The following is a 23,642-nucleotide window of genomic DNA, read 5'->3' on the forward strand; positions in this document are numbered from 1 at the left end:
TGGGGTCTCCTTAGGTAAGCGTAATACAGGCTTAACGAAGAGTTTTAGGGATTTGTTCACTCCTGAAGGCCTGCTTTCAACACGTCCCTTGCGGTCGGTCCCTGGCAGAACAACAGGTCTATGATACTAAGGTTTGGTACAAAATCAAGGCCAAAGTTTTGTGAATATGCTACTGAATTATAGAATATATACGTTTCTGGCTTATTTCGCGGATTCAACCTCGACCGGGCGTCAAATAGGCCGACTGGCGGGGTTTTCTCATACCATTCTGTCAGGCTTATTTGAGGTTTCACCCCCAATAATCTCAGACAAATTGTCAGCAGTTCTTGATTCAAATCAAACAAAAAAGTCCAGTTTTTAGAATATACTGGTTCAAAGTCAGGCGCGTAATATTCAAAAAAGGGAGCTTTGCCGTAAGCCGCCATCAGGCATCTCCAGTGATGCATCTGCCAAGGCTGCCTGTTATCTACCTTTAGTTCACGAATGGGTAGATGATGCGTTCCTTGCTGTACGGGTACTGTTAGGGCATCTACTTTATTTGCCGTCAGGACGTAGCAGCGATTTCTGTAACTTTGCTTCTGGTAATGCTCGTTCGCTTCTAGCTTAACCCGCTCAAATTGCATCAACCCCGATATATAATCCAAACAGGGCAAATAGTGTAATTCAATGAGTAATTCGGGTAAGTTAAGCTCTGGCTGGTACTTTTTCAATAACAACAAAGGTATCTGTTCACAAGTAAAGCAAAAAAACAATACCACCAACTCGTTTTACCAATTTTTTAATTTTAGGGTATCGTCTGAGCAGAACATAGCTTTGACTCATCGGTAGCTTATTTCTCAAATGGTCTTTTTTCGTTTGCTGTCTCGTTTACCACTCGGCTTGTTGTATGGTCTGTCCGATTTTCTCTATTTCTTATTGCTTTACGTTGTACGCTACCGACGCACAGTTGTGGTAGAGAATTTAACGCGATCGTTCCCCAAAAAGTCTGTCTCTGAAATCAATTCAATTGCGAAAGGGTTTTACCGTAACCTTAGTGATCTCATTGTTGAAACCATTAAAATGTCGGCTATGAAGCCCGACGCATTAAGGCAACGGGTCCGATTTACCAATTCGGCCTTAGTTAAAGAGCGATTACAGGCCGGACAGGTTGTGATCGGCATGGCCTCCCATTCGAGCAACTGGGAATGGGTCCCTTTGGCATCGGTATTACACCAGATGCCGACGGATAGCATCTACAAGCCGCTCAATAATCCGTTTTTCGAGAAACTGATGCGGGAGGTGCGGTCGAGCTTTGGCGCTGTTCCTGTCCCTATGCATACCCTTCCGCGTCGGATGGTCGCTCAGAAAGATGTACCCCGCATTATTGCTTTAGTTGCCGATCAGGTACCTGACGTGCCCGAGCAGGCCTACTGGACCAACTTTTTACACCAGGACACTCCTTTTTACCCCGGCACCGAGCGGTTAGCCCGCAGTCGGAAGTTATCTGTTTTTTATACGGAATTAGTCCGGGTTAGCCGGGGGCATTATGAAGTAACCTTTACCTTAATTGGTGAACCCCCTTATGATAACCTCCCACCGGGGACAATTTTGGAGCGCTACCGGGATCTACTGGAAGAAACCATTCGAAAGCACCCTTCCGACTGGCTTTGGTCGCATAAACGATGGAAACATTGGCGGGGTAAGTATCCGAAGATTGAAGTGAAGCTAGAATAAGCAAACGCCCGAAACCAATTTCGGGCGTTTGCTTATTCTAAGCCATCAATAGCCAATTAATGCTTCACCAATTTGATCGCTTTATGCTCAGTTCCTGCTCTTACGTTCAGCAGTACGAGCCCTTTCCGGTCATTGATAGGTAAATTTATTCGTTCGATTGGCGCGGCCTGATCGATGATACGCTGTTCAAACACTCGTCCCTGCGTATCCATCAGTTCTATTTTTACCAGCCGCCCCAAAACGCCACTGATTTCTATTTCCGCGTTTTCTTTTGCTACCGGATTACCCAACACCCGTACCTGAAGGCCAGCAACCGGTTCAGCTCCCCTACGAGCCCCATTAGCCCCACAGGTTACTAGCCAGTTGTACGTATAGCTTACCTCGCCCTCGGTACCAGCTTGGGTAGCCTTGAGAGTAATCACCGGATTGTCGGTGTATAAATTAAGCGAGTAAGGACCAGGGTTAGTTGTGGGTAAAGTTTCGTTGACCACCAAAAACGTTATAGCCTGCCCGTTTTGCCCACTGTATTGAGGAGTGAAGGTAAGGGTTCTCTGCCCGGCTGAAGCTACAGTACAACTTACGGTTGTTACACCTGTAATGGCAAAAACACCTGGATCAGGCCCGCTAGCAGTATTATCGCAGGCAGCTAACCAGTTATAAGCGAAACTGGCTTCGCCGGGTGTACCAGGTTGGGTAGCCTTAAGCGTAATGACTGGATTATCAGTATAAAGGTTAATCGTATAAGGTCCTGGATCGGTTGTTGGCAGGATCTCATTAACAACCGAGAATGTAATAGGCTGGCCATTCGGCCCGGCGTATTGGGGAGCGAAGGTAACCGTACGTAGCCCGGCTGTTACAGTCACGCAACTTACAGTCGTTACGCCAGTGATGGACAAGGGAGCTGGTAGCTGATCGCTAACCGCTTTTAACGCCTTGTCAGCCTGAATAAAGCCGTAGCCCGTGCCGAAATCGAAGCCGGTATCGAAGCCCGGCGTAGCGGGATCATTCATATCCAGCGCTGTCTGTTCCAGAATCGACAATATAGTACTGGATGACAAATTATTGCTGGCTTTTTCCTGCATGAGAGCCGCCACCGCTGCGGCATGTGGAGCTGCAGCTGATGTACCAAAGAAATTCGGAAAATCATCCGGATCTGACCGGGAGTCGGCAACGAAGAACGTAGTATTTGTACCATCTACTGCCGTTATTTCGGGCTTTTGCCGGACAATTGGCTGGGATAGCCGCTGCCCGTTTATATCAAACAAAATTGGGGTTCCGCCCGCCGAGGAAAACGGTTCGATGGTAGCGGTAGTTAGCGTAGAACTAAAGGCTGGTGTATTGTAAAAAGGGGCGGCTCCAACGGCAATAGCGCGAGTTGAGTTGGCGTGGCCTACTGTCGTTGAACTCTTCGTGTCGTATTCGGTAGTTACCGAGCTGCCGAAGTTCACCCACTTGATTATGGATGGATCAGGCCCTGCATACTTAACAAGAACCAGATCAACAACAATAGGAAAACCCAGCGTGTTGGTGAAACCAAAAACCTCAACAGGGTCAGCCCCAACGTTTGAATCAAAAGCACCGGACACCAATAACCCGCCACTGTACACCAGCAGATCCATATCCGTTTGAGCGCCCGCTCCTCCACTAACTGAATAAAAGGGATCGTCCCATTGGAAGCTGATAATTACCTCCGCCCCAGGCGGCACCACGAGTGATTGAAACCGGTCGCCGTTGCTAAAATTATGAGCGGAGTAAGTGCCTGCGTCGTAACGCGGATCACGGAATGGAGTACTTTGGAATTGGCTTTGGTAAGAAGACCGGCCAGCATTACCGGCTGATGAAAAATAAGTCACACCGTTACTATTCACCACCTCGTCGACAGCCTGGGCAATGGGCCCGTCCTGAAAGAATGGCTCGGCAAAGTAAAAAATATCATCGGTTATTATTTTGCAACCAGCGGCAGCCAAGTCCCGAATGCCCTGAGCGAAATCGAGCGCGCTTTCGAATGCAGTATGAAACGCTAAAGGCGACCCAGGCGCTACATCGTGAATAAGTTCGGCCATGGCTCGCCCTTCGTCGCTACCACTTTGATCTGACAGATCAGCCAGCACCTCTACATTGTCTGGCAAATCACCAGAGGCAACCCCGCCCGGCGCTCCTCCTAAATTATTATACGAGTCAGACAGGATTCCAACCTTCACGCCTGCTCCGCTGACGCCATACGTCGTACGAGCCGCATTAGAGCGCATGGCGACATCCCCCTGCGACGTCACTGCACCGACGTTATGGATTGGCTTGTAAACAGGACGAGCAAATTTTAGGGTTGGTACGTTTTCCAGTTCACTCAACTTATCCATGGGCAAATAGCCCGATACTTGCTGTTTAAAGACAACACCCCTCGCGAGTCCTAATGCCTGCAATTCGGTTAGTAGTGCCCGACCATCCTGCCCTGGCACGGCCAGCGCTTCAATAGCGATGGTATTGCCTGATGTCTGAAACAAGTTTAGCGTTTTTAGCCCAGCAACGGGGGCGGCATTGTTCGGTAAACCGTTTTGCTGAACCCCTAATAAAGCTGACGAAATTTTGGCGGCCTTAACAGCTTTTTTATCAGGAATTTGAGCGTTGCTCAACGTCGGTTGGCACAATAAGCCCAGTGCAACTAGCCCTGTTGCACACCTGCTACGTAATGTTTGTAACATAGTCAAGTTAGTTTGAAGTAATTGTAAAGTGTTTATCAACTACGCTACACAAAATACTGATCAACCAACCAAACCTATTATTAATGAATAACTTACTCTGCTTGAGTGGGCCAACCCGTTTTTGTGCTGCCATCAAAAGTGCTGCCTATATTTTGTATCGCAAGACCTTAAAAGAGCCTTTTAAGCGAGGGAATTGTTATCCTATTTAATGGCCGTTTAATAAACAATTTGATCAAATTGTTTTACATAAATTTATGTGTGGATTTTGTATATTTTTATAAATAAATTATGGAGTTAAGCACTAGATTACCTGCTGTAGAATGGCAAAAGGGTGCTCTGGAGCACCCTTTTGCCATTCATCTTTGTTACCAGATACTTATAACGTATCCCGCTTAGCGGCTTTTGACGAATCGCGTTTCGCTTTGAGTTTGTCGGCCTCAGTTTCGATGGCATTACCTACTTTCTTAGCCCCTTTCTTAATGGCTTCGCCAGCTACTTTGGCATTTTCTTTGGCTCCCTGGCCGATTTCTGAAGCAGCCTCACCAACACTTTGTCCGGCATTCTTCAATTCAGACTTGACCTTAGCTTTTCGTTCGGCGCGCTCCTGTCTGCGTATTTCTTTCTTGCTCATGGCTGTGGTATCCTGAGCATAAGCACCGGCTGTCAACAACATAACGAGCGCAAAAGCGCTCAACAAATTAGTTTTCATAACACGTTATTTTGAGTAAATGACAGGTTGTAAGAATAATTAAGTCCTCAAAATGACAGAGGATAACTTGTTAAAATAACTCATTCTAAAACCTATTGTTTTTCCGTATCTTGAACGGCATGTAAATCTATCTACCTGTTCAACGGCTGGCAATGAGGTTTTTAGCGCTTACTTCACTAATTCTGCTCAGTTACCTTTCGGGGGTTGAAGCCAGCAACTTAAGGTGTGTACAGGATGATTCGTTGCAAACAGATGATACAATTCATTTGACTATCCGGCGCTATTTCCTTAGCACGATTCGCCAGTACAACTACCACTACGCCAGCTACCTTTCCGATGCGCAACTTATTCCGTTGTTACGCCGAACACCTGACCCATCGGTCCGACAAATAGTACGTCGCGGTGAATGGAAACGGGGCATTGCCACAACGATGAGCTTTGTTGGCGCAACCCTTGCTTTTTCTGGTTTATTAATGCCTGCTTATCGCCTGGAAACGAGGGGTGGTTTGCTCTTATCAGGCGTAGGCCTGTTTTATGGCTCACTGATTCCGGCGGGGCGAGCAAAACAACAGTTTCAGCAGGCGGTAGCTCAGCGCAACCTAGTTATTCGCAACCATACTGGCGATTATTATGCTCCTATTACTGGTCTATCGTCGCAACCGTTAACCCTGTCATTGTCCGACACAGTATCCATCATTCGACGGGGATTTACTTCTTATTACAGTTACCGTCAAATACGGGTTCAGCCAGCCTGGCAGTTAGTTAAGTTAGCAGACCGACTCAACAATAAAGACGTTAAAGATGGCCTTCGATACAGCAGGCATGTGGGGGCCATCGCCGGATTTATCGGAAGTTTTGGAGCAGGTTACATGACAACATCGTTGCTTTTTTACGGCACCCGCCGAGCTAATGGCGGTTCTGCCACACTCAATACGCCTTTATTTTGGGGGTCGCTGGCAGCTTTGTCGGTAAACGTTGGCTTGCGAATGCACATCAGTCGGGTTCAACAGCGAACCGTTCAACTCCTGAACGAACGATTACGAGATCAATACGGCCCTTCGGCCACGAACGAACATTTCCTGCGGCCCTAACGTTTTCTAAATGGGCGGATAACGATCCGAAACGCGGCTTTTTCCGTACCTTTGTCTTTGTCAAACGGCCCCGCCGACACTCGTATGCTTGATTCGCTGCTCACCCCATCTATATCGGCCGCAACACCCGATGCACCGGTTCTGTACACCCCTTCGTTGACCCAATACATCCGCCGAAAAACCGTCACCGTCAACATCGGTGATGTGCCAATGGGTTCAGACTACCCTATTCGGGTACAGTCCATGACAACGGTAGACACGATGGACACTCAGGGTTCGGTTGAGCAAACGATTCGCATGATCGAAGCGGGCTGTGAGTATGTCAGAATTACGGCACCCAGTGTTAAAGAAGCCCAGAACCTAGAAAATATCCGTAAGGAATTACGGGCCAGAGGCTACACTACGCCCCTAGTTGCCGATATTCACTTTACGCCGAATGCGGCCGAACTGGCAGCGCGAATTGTTGAGAAGGTTCGCATCAATCCGGGCAACTATGCCGACCGCAAACGCTTCGAGTATATTGATTATACCGACGCAGCTTATGCTGCTGAACTTGAGCGGATTCGGGATAAGTTTTTGCCCTTAGTACGTATCTGTAAAGAATACGGTACAGCCATGCGCATTGGCACAAACCACGGTTCGTTGTCGGATCGGATTTTGAGCCGCTACGGCGATACGCCCGTTGGCATGGTCGAGTCGGCGCTGGAGTTTTTGCGAATTTGCGAAGATGAGCACTATTATAACATAGTGCTCTCGATGAAATCCAGCAATCCGCAGGTCATGGTGCAAGCCTACCGCCTGTTGGTTCAGCGGCTGGATGAAGGGGGACTGAAACCCTATCCTCTGCACTTAGGGGTGACCGAAGCGGGCGAAGCCGAAGACGGCCGTATTAAGTCTGCGTTGGGGATTGGTACGTTGCTTGAAGATGGCATTGGCGACACTGTTCGTGTTTCGCTGACTGAGGAGCCCGAACGTGAGGCCCCCGTAGCTCAGGCGTTGATTGACCGGTACACGAACCGAGCCGCCGACAGCCAACCCATTCCGGGCATCACGACTTACCCCATTAATCCGTTCCAGTACACCCGTCGAACTACACATGAAGTTGCCAACTTTGGGGGTCAAAACGTACCGCGTGTCATTGCCGACTATAGTCAACTGACAGTTCTTGACCATGACATCCTGCAACCGATCGGCCATTTTTACTTACCTGTGCCCGATAAGTGGCGCATGAACGATCTTGGTGCTGATTATATCTACACAGGTTCGAAACCAGCGCAGTTCATGCTGCCTAACGGCCTGAAAGAAGTTCTGGATTATGCAGCCTGGAAAACAATTGCCGATCAGATCAACGCGTTTCCGGTGTTGACCGCTGAGGAGTTTTTAGCGGCTCATTCACAATCGGCCCAGCTGCACACACGTCTGAACTTTGTGCGGTTGTCGCTACCTGAATTATCAGACGAATTGCTCAACTTATTACGTGTTGATAAAACGGTTGTTCTGCTTGTTAGTACCACCAACGCGCACGCCATGCCCGAACTACGTCGGCTGTTTGTGCAGTTGATGAACCAGACAATCACTACACCGGTCGTCGTACAGCGGAGCTACGCTGAGGTGCCACAGGAAGACGAGCCGCTGTATGCATCTACCGATGTAGGTGGCTTGCTGATTGATGGTTTAGGCGACGGTATCATGCTATCATCCTCGGGAGAATTGGGTAGTTTGAAGCGACTGAACAGCTTGGCTTTCGGCATTTTGCAGGCGGCTCGGACTCGCATAACAAAGACAGAATACATATCCTGCCCATCGTGCGGTCGCACCCTCTTCGACCTGCAGGAAACGACTGCTACAATACGCCAACGGACTGATCACTTAAAAGGCGTTAAGATTGGTATCATGGGCTGCATTGTGAACGGCCCTGGCGAAATGGCCGACGCCGATTACGGTTACGTGGGCATTGGTCGGGATAAGATTGCGCTGTATCGGGGCCAGCAGGTCGTTAAAAAGTCAGTGCCGGCCGACCGCGCCGTCGATGAACTGATTGAGCTAATCCGGGAAGATAACCGCTGGATTGAGCCTGAAAAAGTTGAAACATTTTGACTGAACAGGCTGTAAATTTTGTTAGATAAATAGGACGGGATCGTTAACAGTCACATCACATACCCCTCGTTCTTAATTCCTATGAATCGCATCCTGGATTATTTAAAAATAGGGCCTGTTTTTGCGTACTTCCTTCGCGTATTCCGCAAGCCAGATCCAAATCACCCAACAAACGTAAATCTGCGCATGATGCATGGCATCAACCGGATTTCGATTGTCATGTTTCTGTTCTGTATCTGCGTCATGATTTTTCGGGCTTGCACTCGGTGAATAATTGGTCATTAGTGGTCATTCATTGCGGAATCGACAAGTGTCTATGCTTGGTAATCGAATGACTACTAATGACAATGTAATAATATGAATCCTGAAACGCTACGGGAGTATTGTATTGCAAAACCAGGCGTCACTGAATCGTTTCCGTTTGATGAAGTGACGCTCGTTTTCAAAGTAGGCAATAAAATCTTCGCTTTACTAGATACAGAAGGCCGTCCTACAACAATTAACCTAAAATGTGACCCCGAACGGGCCGTGGAGCTACGAGAAGAATACCCAGTTGTGAAACCGGGGTTCCATATGAATAAGAAGCATTGGAACACCATTACGCTGGACGGAAGCGTCCGGTTCAGCGAAGTTCAGGAATGGATTGACCATTCATACGAATTAGTAAGAAAAAGCCTGCCCAAAGCCGTGCAGGCCCAATTAAACTGAATGCGTTACTTGCCCGAACGGGCCTAAAAGTTGTAATTTCGCGGAGAGTAAAACCAGACTAGGTTATGGAAGTTGCGCTGTTGAGTCTGTTGTTTGTGCTGTATCTAACTATTCGCTATTACCTAATGGATCACGATACACCGGCGGATAAAGACCGGAAGCGTTTTCGTAAGGGTATCGATCTAGTAAAGAACCGAGACATTTCTGAAGCTCATTCTTATTTTGATGAGGCTGTTCGGCAGTACCCAAAGTCAGCTATCGCCTATGCTTACCGGGGCAAGTGTCAACTAGCGCAGGAAAACTATTATTCAGCCATCTACGATTTAACGCAGGCCGTCAACCGCGACAATACATTAGCAGAATGTTATCTGGATCGCGGCATTGCTTTTTATCAAATAGAAGAGTTTCAAAACGCCTTTCGGGAGTTTGACAAAGCCGTATGGCACTTCCGCGACGAGAAGCCGGATGCTTACCGCTGGCGAGCACTAGCCCGGATTCAGGTGCGCCAGTTACCACAAGCAGAAAATGACTTACGTCGGGCCGTTTCGCTGGGCGACGAAAATTCGTTTCATCTCCTCCTCAAACCGCCGTTCACCCGACCGGTTTATCAAAAATAATCTGAACCGGGATTACACAGATTTATGGATTAATCTGATTTTGCTAGTTGTCGTAACAAGCAGAATCCTGTAAATCCATAAATCTGTGTAATCCCGGTTCAGACTTACCTTCCTGCCAATTCTTTTGACTTTTGAGCGGCTTTCTGAGCGTCGTCGGCTTTACCGCTTCGTCGGTACGCATTGGCTAATTCAGTGTATAAGTCAGCTTGTTCTTTAGCCGTTGGCTTCAGAGCTAGGGCCTTGTTTACCCACTTGATAACCGTTGGTGCATCGGTGGCGTCGGGGCTGGCTCGGTTGAACAAGCGAGAGATGTACAGATACTCCGGCACCGACAACTGATTGGCGTTAACCTGATTATCCATTCGTTCGACAGCTTTCGCCGTCTGACGCGCCCGGAAATAAGCATTTACTTCGGGAAGCAGTGTCCGGTTGGCTGCTACTTTTGACTCAATACCAATCTTGACCAGACCCTGACGAATCTCCAGAATCTTACTAACCGGAAATTGCGCTCCTCTCCCACTGTACAACGACGACATCAGGATGTTTTCGGCAACTTGCTGCGTTGGCTGAGCCCCGTACGCTTTACGATACGTATCCAGATGCGTGAGCATATATTGAAACATAGGGTTCTCATAATCCAATACTAGTTTCTGCAACGCCAGCCAGTTTGTCTGATTGGCAAACGTTGCCGGTGTCTGCTGCTGAGCATAGTCGTTCATAGCCGATATGTTAGCCACGGTATCTTTAATAACCCGGCTAAACATCGCATAGTCAATCAGAAAATTAGCGGATCGTTCGCCCTGCTGATAACGCGACTTCATCGTCTGGCTGCGCAGTTTTGGGTCTAGCGCGTTGGTTCCGTGACGGATTACTTCGTCGGTTGAATTATTACTCATGGCAAAGTGAACCAAATTCTGTTGCGGATCGAAATACAGGAACAGCGGCAACGACGGCACAAACAAACGACGGCTATTCAGAAACGCCTGGGTCGACGGTTTGGCGATGTCCAACTTGGTGCTGACAAACTTACCGTTATAGAATTTACCCACCCGGGCGTCAGCCAGCGTTGGCATAAAGCTTTGACAAACGTGACAGGTTGGCGAAAAGATCTCAACAAATACGGGTTTGCCCGTCCGCCGGGCTTCCTGAAATACCTTTTCAACCGGTAGTTCTTTAAACTGAATCCCCGCCTTTTGAGCCAACGCTACGTTAGCGATCAACAGCAGTAAAAAAATCTTTTTCATAGTAAACATATATGCGCTTAGAACGAACGTAAGCCGTAGTAACGTCTATTATTGCTGCTTCTGTTGTTCCTTAATTTCTTCTTCTAGTCGCTTGCTCAGAATGCGGCAGGTGTTCTCAATATCAGTAGCCATTTTCTTATCACCCGTTGCGTTAATAGCGGTATCAGCAATACCACTCATCATCTCAATCAGGAAGCGCTTCATATCAACGACTTCCATGTCTTTTGTCCAGAGATCGATCTTCAGGGTGCTATTATGGTAGTGATCCCACAGGGCAATGGCAATGGCTCGGGTGTCACTCAGGCCTTCGTTCGGGTTATCAGTAGCATCCCAGTAAATTTTATCGGGAACGTTTTGATTATCTAATTCAACGGAAAAATGAATGTCTGATTTTTTCATAGTCTCTAAAAAAGGGGCCAATTGGCCCCTCAAAATTACGAATTTATGCCGCGTGGACGATTAGCCTGTACGACATTATTGCTTGCTAAACACCCGCTTCAACAAATCTGTCACTCGGGCCGCAGGATTTTCACGGATACGTTTCTCTTCCTGCGCAACCAGCACAAACAGACCATCAACGGCTTTGTTAGTCGCATACCCGGTCAGATCAGGGTTGACCTTCTGCACCAGCGGAATCTTGTTGTAGGTGTTCACCAGGTCACTGTAGTAGCGTGTCGCATTATTTTTCTTTAATGTACTATCAATGATCGGCGTAAATTCGGCTACTAGTTGCTGTCCCGAAGTCCGGCGAAGGTATTGCGTTGCGGCATCGTCCTGACCGCGCAAAATACCTACGGCATCCTGAATGCTCATCGACGTAATGGCTTTAACGAAAACAGGTTTTGCTTTTTTAGCGGCATCTTCGGCCGCCCGGTTTAACGATAATTCAAATTTGTCGACCTGTGCCCCGAAGCCAATCTGACGCAGTTTGCTGGCTACTTTCTGTGCTTCGGGTGGGAAAGCAATCCGTAACAATGGGTTTTTGAAATAACCATCTGTTGCCGACGCCTGATCGGCTCCCTTACTGATACCTACCTGCAACGCTTCTTTTAAACCAGAAGCAATCTCGAGAGGGGATAAACTACCGGTCGCTCCACTAGGCTGTGTAACAGCCTCCAGAACTTTTCCGAAGAAACCACCGCCCGACTTCTTACGGGTAGAGTCCTGAGCGTGTAGTGTAGTGCTTATTGAAACAGCGATGAATGTGGCTATGAATGCGATTTTCTTCATTTCGACTAAATCAGGTTGATGACTAGCTAACGGCCAAAAAGCCTAAAACGTTTTTCGTACTTTTGACCACGCTAGCCGTCATTGGTTTAAGACTCGTCGGCGACATTTACTTTAGCGGCCTTCTAGCCGCATTACATATGAATAATTCCATCCGGGCCGAAGTGATTACAATCGGCGACGAAATCCTGTTCGGGCAAATCACCGACACGAATACGCAGTGGATCGGGACCGAACTCACTAACATTGGCATCCGCCCTGTTCGAAAATCTTCAGTAGGTGATCAGGCCGATGCCATTCTACAAATATTGCACGAGGCTCATGAACGGGCCGATGTCATTATCATCACGGGAGGCTTAGGCCCAACGAAGGATGACATTACCAAGAAAACGCTTTGTCAGTATTTCGGGGTAGAACTGGTTCGCAATGAGCAGGCGCTGGCACTGGTCACTAGTTTCTTCGAGAAACGAGGCCGCGACATGACGGATCTTAACCGAGGTCAGGCTGATTTACCGGCCAATGCAATTTACATGCAGAACGATTGGGGAACCGCCCCAGGCATGTGGTTTGAGCATCAAGAACGTGTCTACGTTTCGTTACCGGGCGTACCGTTTGAGATGAAGCACCTGATGACCAACCGAATCCTGCCTAAGCTAAAAGAGCATTTTAAGACACCAATTATTAAGCATAAAATCATTCGGACGGTCGGTATTGGAGAATCATTCCTGGCCGAGCGAATCGAAGCCTGGGAAGACGCTTTGCCGGCGCACATCAAATTGGCTTACTTGCCCCACTTTGGTCAAGTCAGGTTACGTCTGACGGCTACGGGAGATAATGAAGTAACGCTTGACAGGGAACTGGACGAACAGGTGCAGAAGGTCTTACCCCTCATTGAGAAAAACGTATTTGGCTATGACAACGACGAGCTTGAAACCGTTGTTGGAAATTTGTTAAAGGAGAAAAACCTTACGCTGGCAACCGCCGAAAGTTGTACGGGTGGCTACGTAGCCTCGCGCATTACAAGCGTGCCGGGCTCGTCGGCTTATTTCCAGGGTAGCATTGTCAGTTATAGCAACGACATCAAGATAAAGCAATTAGGCGTTCGTCCAGAAACGCTGGAACAGTTTGGAGCCGTCAGCGAAGAAACCATTCGGCAGATGGCCGAGGGCGTTCGCAAAGTCCTCAATACAGATGTCGGTATCGCGACGAGCGGGATTGCAGGACCCGACGGTGGCACGCCTGATAAACCCGTCGGTACGGTTTGGATCGCCTGCGCAACGGATCAACGTACGGTAACGCGGCTATTGAAGCTCGGGCAATACCGCGATCAGAACATTCAACTCACGTCAACCTATCTGCTAAATTTGCTGCGGGAAACAATGATTGAAAGAGTAAAAGAGTGAACGTTTAACAACGCTCCCTTTCACTCTTTCAATCTTTCACTCTTTGATATATGCTCATCGACATGGTTATGCCCAAAATGGGCGAAAGTATAATGGAATGTACGGTTATTACGTGGCTTAAGCAGCCCGGTGACCGTGTAGAAGCGGATGAATCGGTGCTGGAAGTAGCTACGGATAAAGTAGATACTGAAGTCCCTGCTCCACAGAATGGCATCTTAAAAGAGATTTTGGTAAAAGATGGCGACGTAGTAGCCGTAGGTGCCCCCATTGCCCGGATCGAAACTGAAGAAACTGTTGGTAGCCACGCCAGCTCATCGCCCGTTGAACCTTCGTCAGCAGAAGGGAATCAGGCATCGGCAGGAATCGGCGACGTAGCGAATGCTCCAGCGGAGGCTGATACTGAAGAGTTAGCCGTGACGGCTGACTTAGCTGCCCGCGAGCTGGAAGCTAGTATCTCGGCTATGAGTAGCCGTCCGGCAACGCCCGAAAAAGCAGCTCCAGCGTCAGCAACGGCTCTCGCAGGGGGAACTGGCCAAAGTGAAACATCTTCCTTCGCAGGTCGATTCTATTCTCCGCTAGTGCTAAACATAGCTAAAGAAGAAGGTGTATCGCGCGACGAACTCGACCGTATTCCGGGTTCCGGCGCAGAGAATCGCGTCACCAAGAAGGACATTCTGGCCTACGTAATTGACCGGGCCGAAGGACGAGCCCCCGCTCAGCCAACACAGCCCAGCCCGCAAGTAGCTCCTACCCCAAAAGCAGAGCCTCAGCCAAAGCCCCAACCCGTTGCTCAAAACGGCAAAGTAAACGGCTCGATAAACGGTCAGTCTGACATCATTCAGATGGATCGGATGCGGAAAATGATTGCCCAACGAATGGTGGAGTCGAAGCAGATTTCACCCCACGTTAGCTCGTTCGTGGAGGCTGACATGACACCCATTGTACAATGGCGAACGCGCATCAAAGATCAATTCAAGCAGAAAACCGGCGAAAATCTGACCTACACGCCCATTTTGATTGAAGCGGTGGTGAAAGCCATTAAGGACTTCCCGATGATTAACGTATCGGTTGAAGGTGACAGCATCTTAGTCAAAAAATCCGTTAACATCGGCATGGCAGTTGCGTTGCCAACCGGTAATCTCATCGTGCCGGTCATTCACGACGCCGATCAGTATAATTTGGTTGGCCTGACCAAAAAAGTCAATGACCTGACCAAACGCGCCCGCGAAAATAAATTAACCGCCGACGATCTGGCCGGTGGCACTTACACCATCTCTAATATTGGTACGTTCGGCAATCTGATGGGAACGCCCATCATTGTGCAGCCTCAAGTAGCCATCATGGCGTTTGGAGCCATTGTCAAAAAACCCGCGGTTATTGAAACGCCCCAGGGTGATCTGCTTGGCATTCGGCAATTGATGTTCCTCTCTCACTCGTACGACCACCGCGTCGTCGATGGTTCATTGGGCGGCCAGTTTGTGAAGCGGGTATCAGATTATCTGGAGCAGTTTTCCGAACCGAACTTTTAACAAGATTTGACTGTGTGCTCGTCATTTCTTCCAAGCACGGTTAATCCTTGTAATCCTGTTAAAACCACGGTTTAAGACGATATGAAACAACGCATTGCCATCGACATGGATGATGTCATGGCGGACACCCACGCCAAGTTTATTCGGTTGTATCTGGAAGGCGAAATGCCCCGGTACACGCTGGAAGAATTAAAGGAAAAATCGTTTCACGAGCTCTTCGACGAGCACGAATACCGGGCGCTGTCAAACCGGGTATACGAGCCCGGTTTCTTTCGGGACATTCCGGTCATGGAAGGAGCTCAGGACGTAATTGCGGATCTAATGACCAAGTATGAGATCTTTATAGCTTCGGCCGCTCAGGAGTTTCCAAACTCGCTACGCGAAAAGTGGGATTGGTTACAGGAACACTTCCCGGCAATCTCCTGGCGCAACTACATTTTCATGGGCGACAAAAGTGTCTTGAACACGGCATACCTAATCGACGATATGCCCCGAAATCTACGTACGTTTCAAGGACAGGGCCTGCTCTTCGACGCTCTTCATAACCGGGACGAATCAGCGTTTCAACGTGTAAAGTCCTGGCAAGACGTAGCATCGATTCTATTATAAGGCGAGCGTTCTGAATAACTCCTTAGCAAACAAAAAAGCATCGGTCGACCGATGCTTTTTTGTTTATGAACTTGTGCTGATAACTAAGCTTCTACTTCTCTATCCTCTTCAATTAGCCGATCATGACCAACCTCTTGCTGGGCTTTCTTAGCTTCTGCCGATGGTCTCAACCGAACAATGTGAAGCTTATGAAGCAAGCCGATTACTGGGTACGTTGGATCAAACTCAAACCACTTTGCACCAAAGTTAGCCGCATTCGGACGCTTATGGTGATTGTTCTGAAATAATTCACCCATCATCACTACGTCGAGAATCAGCGAATTTTTCGACTCATCGTGGTTGTCGAAGTTGGAGTAACCGTACTTGTGGCCGCTCCAGTTGATGATTGCACCGTGAACAGGCCCCATTACGAAGTGAACTGGTAACAGGAAAAAGAACGCCCAGTGCATATCCAGGTAAATGAAGGCAAAAATGTAGAACAGGCTATACAACACACCCCAGCCAGCTCGAGAGAACCACGAATCACCCACTTTTTCGATCAGGTTCCACTCAGGATAATTCCGGTCAAACTGGCGCTCAACAGGCTGTTTCCGGTGCAAAACTGCGTTGTAAATATCTTTCGTCTTCCACATCATCGTGAATATATTCTTCGTATGATGAGGAGAATGAGGGTCTCTTGGAGTGTCGCTGAAAGCGTGGTGCATCCGGTGCAATACAGCATAGGCACGCGGGCTCAGGTAAGACGAACCTTGTGAAACATACGTTAACGCATAGAAGAACCGCTCCCAAAACTTGCTCATCGAAAACATTTTATGAGCCGAGTAACGGTGTAAGAAGAAGGTTTGGCAGAACAGAGACAGATACCAATGTCCAATGAATGCGGCCAGTACTATCACAATATGGCTTGGTTAGATGGTAAACAACTGGTGACTAAAAATACTACTACAAAACTAACGAAATTTAAGCCGTTTTGGCTTGCTTTCTTGTAATAATATAGTAATTAATTTGTAGTAGTTGCGTATTGCAGCAAATTAGCGCCCATTCGCAGGGCTTGCTGACGGACGGGTTCGGGGTCATTATACACGCTCTGATCTTCCCAGCCGTTGCCCAGGTCGCACTCGTAGCTGTAAAAGCAAATTAGTCTTCCCTGATAAATTAGTCCAAACCCCTGGGGAGCTTTACCATCATGTTCGTGAACCTTGGGCAGACCGCTCGCGAATTTAAATTTTTGCTGATAGACAGGATGGTTGAAGGGCAACTCCACAAAGTTCAATTCCGGAAATACCTTCTTCATCTCGCGCCGGATGAATTTATCCATGCCGTAATTATCATCGACATGTAAGAAGCCGCCCGACATCAAGTACCGACGCATGTTCTGGGCATCGGCATCGCTAAAGCTCACATTGCCATGCCCAGTCATATGGACGAACGGATATCCGAATATGTCAGGGCTACCGGGCTCGACAATATCCTCTTCGGGGAAGATATTCATCCGCAGGTTTGCATTAGCAAACTTGATCAGATTCGGCAGGGACGTTTTATTAGCGTACCAGTCTCCCCCACCGTTATATTTTAGCTTAGCAATTTTGTAGGCGTACTGAGCCTGAGCGGCCGATCCAACACAGCCAACCGCTATTAATAAAATGAGTAACCGTTTCATAGTCAATTTTTAATGGAACCCAGATGGCACAGCTTTACGAATTCCCGCTAATGGTTGTCCGCACAATCTGTGTCCATCATGCATTTACAAAATTCAATATCTGACAGGCCGTTAATGCTGCTGTTTCGGTACGTAGGCGATTCGAGCCAAGCGTTACTATTTGAAAACCGCCCCTAACAGCCTCTTCAATTTCTTTATCCGAAAAATCGCCTTCGGGGCCAACCAGTACTGCATACTTTCCTCCTGCCGTAGCCGCTCTCGCCAAATAATCGGGTAACGATTCGGGCGGCAGATGGGCTATAAACCGCTGTTCTTCATCAACTGTTTTTAGCATTTCACTGAACGAAACGGCCTCGTCTAGTTGTGGTAAAAAAGACTGTAGCGACTGCTTCATGGCGGCAATGGCAATTTTCTCCAACCGCTCTAGTTTCAGCACCCGACGCTCGGAGTGTTGCCCGTAAAAAAAACTGATTCGCTCAATACCGACCTCCACCGCTTTCTCCACGAACCACTCGATGCGATCTAAGTTTTTAGTCGGCGCTACGCCGATTCGGATGGAAAACGGACGTTCAGGAGTCGTTTCAGTTTCCGTAATCCGAAATGTGCACTGGCGGGCATCGGCCTTTGTAATAACGGCTGAATGGCGGTTTCCGTGTCCGTCTGTCACGGCAATAGCGTCGCCAATACCTAGTCGTAGCGTCTTGACAGCATGTCGCGAATCGTCTTCGCTAAGATACGTAACTCCGCCTGGCTGATAAAATAGATGCATACGTAAAGAGAACTCTACTCCGAGACGGGTTGGCTAAAAATCAGCAATCAGATTGGTCTTAAACAGCTTAATGGCAATGGCTAGCAGGATAATGCCAAAGATCTTACGCAACACATCTAAGCCGCCGGGGCCAATCCTGGTTTCGAGCCACTCCGACGATTTCAGAACGGCATAAATCAGTATGAGGTTAATGATGATGCCGATAATGATGTTCACAATCTGATATTCTGCACGCAGTGAAATAATGGTTGTGAGTGTACCGGCCCCGGCTATCAACGGAAAAGCGATGGGCACAATGTGCGTTGCTCCGCCCGTACTCACTTCCGACTTGAATATGGTGCGCCCCAGGATCATCTCAAGCCCAATCAGGAAAATGATTAAGGCGCCGGCCACCGCAAACGACGCTACGTCGACGCCAAATAGTTTCAGAATTCGTTCGCCTACAAAAAGGAAGGCTATCATCAACGCTCCGGAGACAAACGTAGCTCGCTCCGATTCTATTTTACCCACTTTTTTGCGCAGGTCAATAATTACTGGCAGTGAGCCGATAACGTCAATAACTGAAAAGAGGATAAGTGTAACCGATACACTTTCTTTAAGATCAAACATGGTGGTGAGCTTATCATTCTACTGCTGAGATGACAAGAGAAATTGCATTAAGGTTTCAATCTCCTTTTGCGCAATAGCCGGAAAGTTCGCAATCCTGAAGGTGGTGTATTTCCAGTCGCCATAGCCATTGCCGAGTGTGATGCCGGCCTGTTGAGCAGCCACCTTAACTGCTTTAATATCAGCTTCGGCCCCTTCAACGGCGATGACTGTATCCGAGCGAACGGCCGGATCGGTGATGAGGAGTTGAAACGGTGAGTCGCTCATTTCGTACTCGAAGAAGGCATACCAATCGGCCGCGCGCTGGCGAGTAATGACATCGACTTCGGCAATGGGCGGCACTTGCTGCAATACACGCATCAGGCAATAAATACCTAAGCCATTGGGTGTGTAGGGTGTCTGAAACTTTGAAAAATTTTCGTGCATGAACAGCAGGCTATTGTAATGGGCATTCTCCCCTATTTGCTGCGCTCGTTCCAGTGCCGCTGGTGAGTAGATAAATACTGCCAAGCCCGCCGGAAGACCGAAACATTTTTGCACTGATGCAAACCAGACGTCGGCCAGTGGCCAATCGAACGTAACACCGGCCATCGACGAGACCGCGTCGACGGCAATCAGGCCCGAAAATTGTTGCCGGTATTGTGCCAGCGCTTCCATGCGAACCTGCGTACCATTGGACGTTTCGTTCTGGACAACGCATAAAACATCTTCGTTCTGACCGTTGCCCGATGGTTTGATACGATGCGCATACTCCATCCACTTTTTCCCGAACGCGCCCGTATACGGATGTGAACTCGTCTCAATTGTTAGTGATTGCGCTACGATCTCCCAACACTCCGTCGCCGACGACACAAAGGCAATGTGATAGTCGGACGGCACATTTAGTTTTTCGTGAAGAAGCTGAATCGTCTCTTTCACTACGTCCATGAAGCCCACACTGCGGTGATTCTGGCTTACAATGCCCTCACGAACCGCTTGGGCCGCATAGTCAGCCACTTGGGGATATACTTTCGAGGGCCCCGGATAAAACGTAATCATAGCAGTGAACAGGTATCAGCCAACAGTCAGCAATTAATTGATTTGAATTACTATTAGGTTATAGCTGGTGGTTGATAATTGAGTAAGTATCGAATGGCTAATTCATAGCCTGTTAACCCAAGACCGACAATAACGCCCTGGCACTTGGCAGACAGATAACTATGGTGTCGAAACGACTCGCGGGCGTGAACGTTTGAAATATGAACCTCAACAGCGGGCGCCGTCACAGCCGAGAGCGCATCGGCAATGGCGATGGATGTGTGCGTGTAGGCACCCGCATTGATAACAATACCATCTACATCGAAGCCCAGTTCATGAATCTTATCTAACAGTTCGCCTTCGTGATTCGACTGAAAATAGCGAAGTTGCACGTCGGGAAACATAGCCTCAATGGTTTGCAGATAATCGACGAATGATCGGTTACCATAAATACCGGGTTCGCGCTTGCCCAGTAGGTTCAGGTTAGGGCCATTGATAATCAGAATCTGTTTCATCTTGTGTATCCTGGGTAATACGGCACTCCGGCGGCCACGTCCGGGTAGTACAAGTCTAAAATTATTTATTCCCCGGACGTGGCCGTTCGGGCTACTGCTTATGTGGCAAAGTTATATAAACGCCTTTAAGAACTACCTCAAATTAGAACGGTCGCTCGCTGAAAACTCGGTGGAAGCTTATTTGCACGACGCCGAAAAGCTATACCAGTATATTTTGCTCACAGACCCAGCCTGTACACCTATGAGCATAACAGAAAGAGAACTGATAGGCTTTCTGACGTATCTAGGCGAACTGGGTCTCTCAGCTCACAGCCAGGCACGTATATTGTCGGGGTTAAAATCATTTTTCAAGTATCTACTGCTCGAAAACTTAATCCAGCACGACCCCACACAGCTGCTGGAAGCGCCAAAGCTTGGTCGTAAGCTGCCCGACACACTTAGCTTTCCCGAAATTGAAGCCATGCTCGATGTGATCGACCTCTCAACGCCAGGCGGCACTCGCGACCGGGCCATGCTTGAGGTGCTCTATAGTTCGGGCCTGCGCGTATCCGAATTGCTTAACCTACGGCTCACCAATTGTTACTTCGATGCTGGGTTTGTTCGCGTATTGGGTAAAGGTGATAAAGTACGATTAGTACCGATTGGGCGGGATGCCATGCATTATACCCAAATCTACGTAGAGCACGTTCGCAGCAAACTAGATGTTCAGAAGGGTGACGAAGACACAATATTTTTGAACCTGCGGGGCAAACAGCTTTCCCGTATTTCGGTCTTTACAACCATCAAAAAGCTGGCGTCTGAAGTAGGTATAAAAAAAACGATTAGCCCACACACCTTTCGGCATTCGTTCGCAACGCACCTCATTGAAGGTGGGGCTGACTTGCGGGCCGTGCAGCAGATGCTTGGCCATGAGTCAATCACAACTACCGAAATCTATACCCACCTCGACCGCGACTATTTACAGCAAACCCTGCGCGAGTATCATCCAAGAGCAAAGGGGGTAGGGCGCAGGGGGTAGGGCAGAGAGTCAGACCCTTATCGCTATACCCTCTGCCCTACCCCCTGCGCCCAAAACAAAAGTCCCCGCCGTCAAATTAACAGCGGGGATCTCTCCAACCTAACTAACCCAAAACTACATGAAATATCTTACGCGTCAACGGTGGCTTTTTCGCCGACGAACTGCTGGTGCTGATGCTTGAACAACAGATTAAACGAGGTTAAACTGCCGTAAATCTTCGTTATATATTGTTGAATATTAACTTTCTCCTCATCATCCAAAGCGCTGGCATTAACGCGCTGTTCGAGCACTCGTAGTCGATCTCGTACCATTACGATCTTGTGAAAAAACGCATCGATTGGCATTTCTTTTCCCGTTAGATCTGGACGACCGGGCTTAAATATCAACTTACCACCTTTCCATTTATCGCCCAGCGGAACAACCTCCGTCTGATCGCACCAGCGCTGCAATACTCGAGTTAAAGCCTGCTCTACATCAAACAGACTAACTAGATCACTGTCCGGTTCAACGACCTCAATAATGGTCAGGGGTGCATCAAATTTGAGTATCTTCACGCCATGCTGGAGAAACGTAATGGTGTAACCAGATGCTTTTAGATTAATGACGACGCCATCGCCAAATTCGGCGTGACTAACGCGGGAGCCTATTCCCAACAGAGTAGTCATAGTTAATATGGTGTTTAGGATTTGTTAGTATTGCAAACAAACCTTATGCCAGAATAAACAATACGTTAATTATTAATTCATATTTGCTTTTTTGTATGCTTGCTACTGATGTTCGTCTGCTCACTGCTCAAACTCATTTGTTTACCCTACCCGAAGGCATTCATTATTTAAACTGCGCTACCCGGGCGCCCTTTAGCAAGATGGTCGAGAAAGCTGGGCACGATGCTCTTGATCACCACGCTAATCCATTTGGCTTACGACCTGATGATTTCTTCAGCGGGGCAGTTCGCGTTCGTGAGTTGTTTTCCGAACTTATCAATAATGCTGATCCTGAGCGCATTGCAATCATACCATCCGTTTCGTATGGCATGGCAGTAGTCGCTCGTAACTTAGAGCGCAAACCCGGCATCCGGCCGGGGCAACATATTGTGCTGGTTGGTAGCGAATTTCCGAGCGATGTCTACGCTTGGGACCGCGTTTGCCCTGAATTGGGCCTAACCATCACAACGGTGTCTATACCCAATGCATTTCCCAAGGGAGCGGTCTGGAATGAGCGTCTATTAGAAGCAATTGGTCCAGAAACAGCGCTGGTCGTTGTACCACCAATTCATTGGATGTATGGCATTCGCTTCGATCTGGAAGCCGTAGGTCAGCGAGCGCGCGAGGTTGGCGCCTGGTTGGCCATCGACGGTACTCAAGCGATCGGTGCCTTACCGTTTGACCTGGCAGCGGTCCAACCCGATGCCGTTATTTGCGCCGGTTACAAATGGCTGATGGGTCCTTACTCGCTTGGGTTAGCTTATTACGGTCCGGTCTTTGATGATGGCATTCCACTTGAAGAAGGCTGGATGAACCGACTCGATAGCAATCAGTTCCATCGCCTTATGGATTATCAGCCAACGTATCGTGCAAAAGCGTACCGGTATAACGTTGGCGAACACACCCATTTTCTGCAAATGCCGATGCTCGAAGCTGCCCTTTCACAATTACTTGAGTGGCAACCCGAACGCATTCAGGACTACACGAAAGCACTCCTGGCTGACGCCTGGCCAGGTCTGGAGCGGCTTGGTTGTCGCCTTGAACCAGAAAATGGAAATCGAGGTCGTAGTCACCATCTGGTTGGCTTGTGGTTGCCCGATCATGCTGACCCCATGACCGTACAGCAGGCCCTGCAAAGTCGTAACGTATCGGTATCCGCGCGTGCCCGAGCACTGCGTATTGCTCCACACCTCTACAACACTTCTTCCGACGTAGAAGCCCTGGTTGAGGTGCTTACAGATGTATTGAAGTGAAGTAAGTAGAATAAGTGCGGAGAGTACATTTATAGACCCACCCCACTTACTTCACCTGCTCGCCCACTTCATACAATTCCAGCGGCAGGTCGTCAGGGTCGGCGAAGAACGTGAACCGTCGACCAGTATGCTCATCAACCCGAATTGGTTCAGTCGCCACGCCGTGTTCGTTTAAGGATGTCACGGCGGAGTCGAGATCAGTCACCGCAAAAGCCAGATGACGTAATCCAAGGGCTTCCGGTCGGGAGGGTCGTTTAGGCGGGTTCGGAAAAGAGAACAGCTCGATCTGATAGCGTCCGTTTACGGCCAGATCGAGCTTACAGGATTGCCGCTCAGCCCGGTGCACTTCTCCCAGAATGGTTAAACCAAGAATATTCGTGTAAAAATGCTTTGACGTTTCGTAATCTGAGCAGATTATAGCCACATGGTGGACGGCAGCCAGTTGAAGCATGGG

Annotated in this window: 25 protein-coding genes; 11 read left to right on the plus strand and 14 right to left on the minus strand. The window is 48.5% G+C overall.

All coding sequences use genetic code 11. The features are described 5' to 3' along the window. Positions 1 to 56: 56 nt before the first annotated feature. Positions 57 to 758 carry a WbqC family protein gene (locus ACFSUS_RS01590; protein ID WP_381518132.1) on the minus strand — a complete coding sequence of 234 codons (702 nt, stop codon included), beginning with the start codon at positions 756 to 758 and terminating at the stop codon, positions 57 to 59. Positions 759 to 840: 82 nt separating this feature from the next. On the opposite strand from ACFSUS_RS01590, the gene ACFSUS_RS01595 reads away from it, so the two are divergent. Then, positions 841 to 1,713 carry a lysophospholipid acyltransferase family protein gene (locus ACFSUS_RS01595; RefSeq protein WP_381518135.1) on the plus strand — a complete coding sequence of 291 codons (873 nt, stop codon included), beginning with the start codon at positions 841 to 843 and terminating at the stop codon, positions 1,711 to 1,713. 56 nt (positions 1,714 to 1,769) lie between these two features. Here the strand turns inward: ACFSUS_RS01595 and ACFSUS_RS01600 are convergent, their stop codons facing one another. Together ACFSUS_RS01600 and ACFSUS_RS01605 are read right to left on the minus strand one after the other, a co-directional pair. After that, on the minus strand, positions 1,770 to 4,412 hold the full coding sequence (locus ACFSUS_RS01600; RefSeq protein ID WP_381518137.1) for a S8 family serine peptidase: 2,643 nt from the start codon (positions 4,410 to 4,412) through the stop codon (positions 1,770 to 1,772). 376 nt (positions 4,413 to 4,788) lie between these two features. Continuing rightward, positions 4,789 to 5,121, minus strand: a complete 333-nt coding sequence (locus ACFSUS_RS01605) for a hypothetical protein (RefSeq protein WP_381518139.1) — start codon at positions 5,119 to 5,121, stop codon at positions 4,789 to 4,791. Positions 5,122 to 5,273: 152 nt separating this feature from the next. On the opposite strand from ACFSUS_RS01605, the gene ACFSUS_RS01610 reads away from it, so the two are divergent. The 5 genes from ACFSUS_RS01610 (at position 5,274) to ACFSUS_RS01630 (ending at position 9,634) form a co-directional block, all read left to right on the plus strand. Next, positions 5,274 to 6,212, plus strand: coding sequence for a hypothetical protein (locus ACFSUS_RS01610; protein ID WP_381518141.1), 939 nt, complete (start codon positions 5,274 to 5,276; stop codon positions 6,210 to 6,212). Positions 6,213 to 6,296: 84 nt separating this feature from the next. Next, complete coding sequence (gene ispG, locus ACFSUS_RS01615) at positions 6,297 to 8,309, plus strand: (E)-4-hydroxy-3-methylbut-2-enyl-diphosphate synthase (protein ID WP_381518144.1); 2,013 nt, start codon at positions 6,297 to 6,299, stop codon at positions 8,307 to 8,309. Between the two features lie 81 nt (positions 8,310 to 8,390). Continuing rightward, positions 8,391 to 8,579, plus strand: a complete 189-nt coding sequence (locus tag ACFSUS_RS01620; protein WP_381518146.1) for a DUF6728 family protein — start codon at positions 8,391 to 8,393, stop codon at positions 8,577 to 8,579. A gap of 87 nt (positions 8,580 to 8,666) precedes the next feature. After that, positions 8,667 to 9,017 (plus strand): MmcQ/YjbR family DNA-binding protein, encoded by a 351-nt coding sequence (locus ACFSUS_RS01625; RefSeq protein WP_381518148.1) that lies wholly within the window; start codon positions 8,667 to 8,669, stop codon positions 9,015 to 9,017. Between the two features lie 65 nt (positions 9,018 to 9,082). Further along, positions 9,083 to 9,634 (plus strand): tetratricopeptide repeat protein, encoded by a 552-nt coding sequence (locus ACFSUS_RS01630; protein WP_381518151.1) that lies wholly within the window; start codon positions 9,083 to 9,085, stop codon positions 9,632 to 9,634. 104 nt (positions 9,635 to 9,738) lie between these two features. Here the strand turns inward: ACFSUS_RS01630 and ACFSUS_RS01635 are convergent, their stop codons facing one another. The 3 genes from ACFSUS_RS01635 to ACFSUS_RS01645 all read right to left on the minus strand — a co-directional run bounded on the left by ACFSUS_RS01635 (position 9,739) and on the right by ACFSUS_RS01645 (position 12,108). Continuing rightward, positions 9,739 to 10,878 carry a thioredoxin family protein gene (locus tag ACFSUS_RS01635; RefSeq protein ID WP_381518153.1) on the minus strand — a complete coding sequence of 380 codons (1,140 nt, stop codon included), beginning with the start codon at positions 10,876 to 10,878 and terminating at the stop codon, positions 9,739 to 9,741. Between the two features lie 48 nt (positions 10,879 to 10,926). Beyond that, entirely contained in the window at positions 10,927 to 11,277 is a 351-nt protein-coding gene (gene gldC, locus ACFSUS_RS01640; protein WP_381518156.1) for a gliding motility protein GldC, read from the minus strand. Positions 11,278 to 11,352: 75 nt separating this feature from the next. After that, complete coding sequence (locus tag ACFSUS_RS01645) at positions 11,353 to 12,108, minus strand: DUF4197 domain-containing protein (RefSeq protein ID WP_381518159.1); 756 nt, start codon at positions 12,106 to 12,108, stop codon at positions 11,353 to 11,355. 137 nt (positions 12,109 to 12,245) lie between these two features. Here ACFSUS_RS01645 and ACFSUS_RS01650 point away from each other — a divergent pair, with 137 nt between their 5' ends. From ACFSUS_RS01650 to ACFSUS_RS01660, 3 genes are all read left to right on the plus strand, one after another. Then, positions 12,246 to 13,508 carry a competence/damage-inducible protein A gene (locus ACFSUS_RS01650; protein WP_381518162.1) on the plus strand — a complete coding sequence of 421 codons (1,263 nt, stop codon included), beginning with the start codon at positions 12,246 to 12,248 and terminating at the stop codon, positions 13,506 to 13,508. A gap of 50 nt (positions 13,509 to 13,558) precedes the next feature. Further along, complete coding sequence (locus ACFSUS_RS01655; RefSeq protein ID WP_381518165.1) at positions 13,559 to 15,037, plus strand: dihydrolipoamide acetyltransferase family protein; 1,479 nt, start codon at positions 13,559 to 13,561, stop codon at positions 15,035 to 15,037. A gap of 81 nt (positions 15,038 to 15,118) precedes the next feature. Then, positions 15,119 to 15,646: a 5' nucleotidase, NT5C type gene (locus ACFSUS_RS01660; protein WP_381518167.1), complete on the plus strand. Its 528-nt coding sequence runs from the start codon at positions 15,119 to 15,121 to the stop codon at positions 15,644 to 15,646. A gap of 83 nt (positions 15,647 to 15,729) precedes the next feature. Here ACFSUS_RS01660 and ACFSUS_RS01665 read toward each other — a convergent pair whose 3' ends face one another. From ACFSUS_RS01665 to aroQ, 6 genes are all read right to left on the minus strand, one after another. Then, the gene (locus ACFSUS_RS01665; RefSeq protein ID WP_381518169.1) at positions 15,730 to 16,542 is read right to left on the minus strand and encodes an acyl-CoA desaturase; all 813 of its coding nucleotides are present in this window, start codon (positions 16,540 to 16,542) and stop codon (positions 15,730 to 15,732) included. A 104-nt stretch (positions 16,543 to 16,646) separates the two neighbouring features. Next, positions 16,647 to 17,306 (minus strand): DUF4159 domain-containing protein, encoded by a 660-nt coding sequence (locus ACFSUS_RS01670; protein WP_381518172.1) that lies wholly within the window; start codon positions 17,304 to 17,306, stop codon positions 16,647 to 16,649. A 76-nt stretch (positions 17,307 to 17,382) separates the two neighbouring features. Beyond that, complete coding sequence (locus ACFSUS_RS01675) at positions 17,383 to 18,075, minus strand: 16S rRNA (uracil(1498)-N(3))-methyltransferase (protein WP_381518174.1); 693 nt, start codon at positions 18,073 to 18,075, stop codon at positions 17,383 to 17,385. 33 nt (positions 18,076 to 18,108) lie between these two features. Further along, positions 18,109 to 18,684, minus strand: a complete 576-nt coding sequence (locus tag ACFSUS_RS01680) for a MarC family protein (protein WP_381518177.1) — start codon at positions 18,682 to 18,684, stop codon at positions 18,109 to 18,111. 18 nt (positions 18,685 to 18,702) lie between these two features. Further along, positions 18,703 to 19,719, minus strand: coding sequence for an aminotransferase class V-fold PLP-dependent enzyme (locus tag ACFSUS_RS01685; RefSeq protein WP_381518179.1), 1,017 nt, complete (start codon positions 19,717 to 19,719; stop codon positions 18,703 to 18,705). Positions 19,720 to 19,772: 53 nt separating this feature from the next. Then, positions 19,773 to 20,213 (minus strand): type II 3-dehydroquinate dehydratase, encoded by a 441-nt coding sequence (aroQ, locus tag ACFSUS_RS01690; protein WP_381518183.1) that lies wholly within the window; start codon positions 20,211 to 20,213, stop codon positions 19,773 to 19,775. Positions 20,214 to 20,313: 100 nt separating this feature from the next. Between aroQ and xerD the strand changes: the two genes are divergently transcribed. Further along, positions 20,314 to 21,231, plus strand: a complete 918-nt coding sequence (gene xerD, locus ACFSUS_RS01695) for a site-specific tyrosine recombinase XerD (protein WP_381518186.1) — start codon at positions 20,314 to 20,316, stop codon at positions 21,229 to 21,231. Positions 21,232 to 21,359: 128 nt separating this feature from the next. Here the strand turns inward: xerD and ACFSUS_RS01700 are convergent, their stop codons facing one another. After that, the gene (locus tag ACFSUS_RS01700) at positions 21,360 to 21,896 is read right to left on the minus strand and encodes a hypothetical protein (protein ID WP_381518189.1); all 537 of its coding nucleotides are present in this window, start codon (positions 21,894 to 21,896) and stop codon (positions 21,360 to 21,362) included. Positions 21,897 to 21,991: 95 nt separating this feature from the next. On the opposite strand from ACFSUS_RS01700, the gene ACFSUS_RS01705 reads away from it, so the two are divergent. Next, positions 21,992 to 23,188 carry an aminotransferase class V-fold PLP-dependent enzyme gene (locus ACFSUS_RS01705; protein WP_381518192.1) on the plus strand — a complete coding sequence of 399 codons (1,197 nt, stop codon included), beginning with the start codon at positions 21,992 to 21,994 and terminating at the stop codon, positions 23,186 to 23,188. A 46-nt stretch (positions 23,189 to 23,234) separates the two neighbouring features. Here the strand turns inward: ACFSUS_RS01705 and gloA2 are convergent, their stop codons facing one another. Further along, complete coding sequence (gene gloA2 / locus ACFSUS_RS01710) at positions 23,235 to 23,639, minus strand: SMU1112c/YaeR family gloxylase I-like metalloprotein (protein WP_381518195.1); 405 nt, start codon at positions 23,637 to 23,639, stop codon at positions 23,235 to 23,237. Positions 23,640 to 23,642: the final 3 nt, after the last annotated feature.

Origin of the sequence: Spirosoma soli (genome assembly GCF_042684525.1) — a bacterium.
Taxonomy (GTDB): domain Bacteria; phylum Bacteroidota; class Bacteroidia; order Cytophagales; family Spirosomataceae; genus Spirosoma; species Spirosoma soli.

Bases quoted from the DNA above. Each gene is read 5' to 3' on its own strand.
- xerD (WP_381518186.1), top strand. From the start codon at position 20,314: ATGTGGCAAAGTTATATAAACGCCTTTAAGAACTACCTCAAATTAGAA.
- ACFSUS_RS01605 (WP_381518139.1), bottom strand. From the start codon at position 5,121: ATGAAAACTAATTTGTTGAGCGCTTTTGCGCTCGTTATGTTGTTGACA.
- ACFSUS_RS01645 (WP_381518159.1), bottom strand. From the start codon at position 12,108: ATGAAGAAAATCGCATTCATAGCCACATTCATCGCTGTTTCAATAAGC.
- ACFSUS_RS01685 (WP_381518179.1), bottom strand. From the start codon at position 19,719: ATGATTACGTTTTATCCGGGGCCCTCGAAAGTATATCCCCAAGTGGCT.
- ACFSUS_RS01610 (WP_381518141.1), top strand. From the start codon at position 5,274: ATGAGGTTTTTAGCGCTTACTTCACTAATTCTGCTCAGTTACCTTTCG.
- ACFSUS_RS01700 (WP_381518189.1), bottom strand. From the start codon at position 21,896: ATGACTACTCTGTTGGGAATAGGCTCCCGCGTTAGTCACGCCGAATTT.
- aroQ (WP_381518183.1), bottom strand. From the start codon at position 20,213: ATGAAACAGATTCTGATTATCAATGGCCCTAACCTGAACCTACTGGGC.
- ACFSUS_RS01705 (WP_381518192.1), top strand. From the start codon at position 21,992: ATGCTTGCTACTGATGTTCGTCTGCTCACTGCTCAAACTCATTTGTTT.
- ispG (WP_381518144.1), top strand. From the start codon at position 6,297: ATGCTTGATTCGCTGCTCACCCCATCTATATCGGCCGCAACACCCGAT.
- gldC (WP_381518156.1), bottom strand. From the start codon at position 11,277: ATGAAAAAATCAGACATTCATTTTTCCGTTGAATTAGATAATCAAAAC.
- ACFSUS_RS01655 (WP_381518165.1), top strand. From the start codon at position 13,559: ATGCTCATCGACATGGTTATGCCCAAAATGGGCGAAAGTATAATGGAA.
- ACFSUS_RS01600 (WP_381518137.1), bottom strand. From the start codon at position 4,412: ATGTTACAAACATTACGTAGCAGGTGTGCAACAGGGCTAGTTGCACTG.
- ACFSUS_RS01630 (WP_381518151.1), top strand. From the start codon at position 9,083: ATGGAAGTTGCGCTGTTGAGTCTGTTGTTTGTGCTGTATCTAACTATT.
- gloA2 (WP_381518195.1), bottom strand. From the start codon at position 23,639: ATGCTTCAACTGGCTGCCGTCCACCATGTGGCTATAATCTGCTCAGAT.
- ACFSUS_RS01635 (WP_381518153.1), bottom strand. From the start codon at position 10,878: ATGAAAAAGATTTTTTTACTGCTGTTGATCGCTAACGTAGCGTTGGCT.
- ACFSUS_RS01680 (WP_381518177.1), bottom strand. From the start codon at position 18,684: ATGTTTGATCTTAAAGAAAGTGTATCGGTTACACTTATCCTCTTTTCA.
- ACFSUS_RS01625 (WP_381518148.1), top strand. From the start codon at position 8,667: ATGAATCCTGAAACGCTACGGGAGTATTGTATTGCAAAACCAGGCGTC.
- ACFSUS_RS01675 (WP_381518174.1), bottom strand. From the start codon at position 18,075: ATGCATCTATTTTATCAGCCAGGCGGAGTTACGTATCTTAGCGAAGAC.
- ACFSUS_RS01660 (WP_381518167.1), top strand. From the start codon at position 15,119: ATGAAACAACGCATTGCCATCGACATGGATGATGTCATGGCGGACACC.
- ACFSUS_RS01650 (WP_381518162.1), top strand. From the start codon at position 12,246: ATGAATAATTCCATCCGGGCCGAAGTGATTACAATCGGCGACGAAATC.
- ACFSUS_RS01620 (WP_381518146.1), top strand. From the start codon at position 8,391: ATGAATCGCATCCTGGATTATTTAAAAATAGGGCCTGTTTTTGCGTAC.
- ACFSUS_RS01670 (WP_381518172.1), bottom strand. From the start codon at position 17,306: ATGAAACGGTTACTCATTTTATTAATAGCGGTTGGCTGTGTTGGATCG.
- ACFSUS_RS01595 (WP_381518135.1), top strand. From the start codon at position 841: ATGGTCTTTTTTCGTTTGCTGTCTCGTTTACCACTCGGCTTGTTGTAT.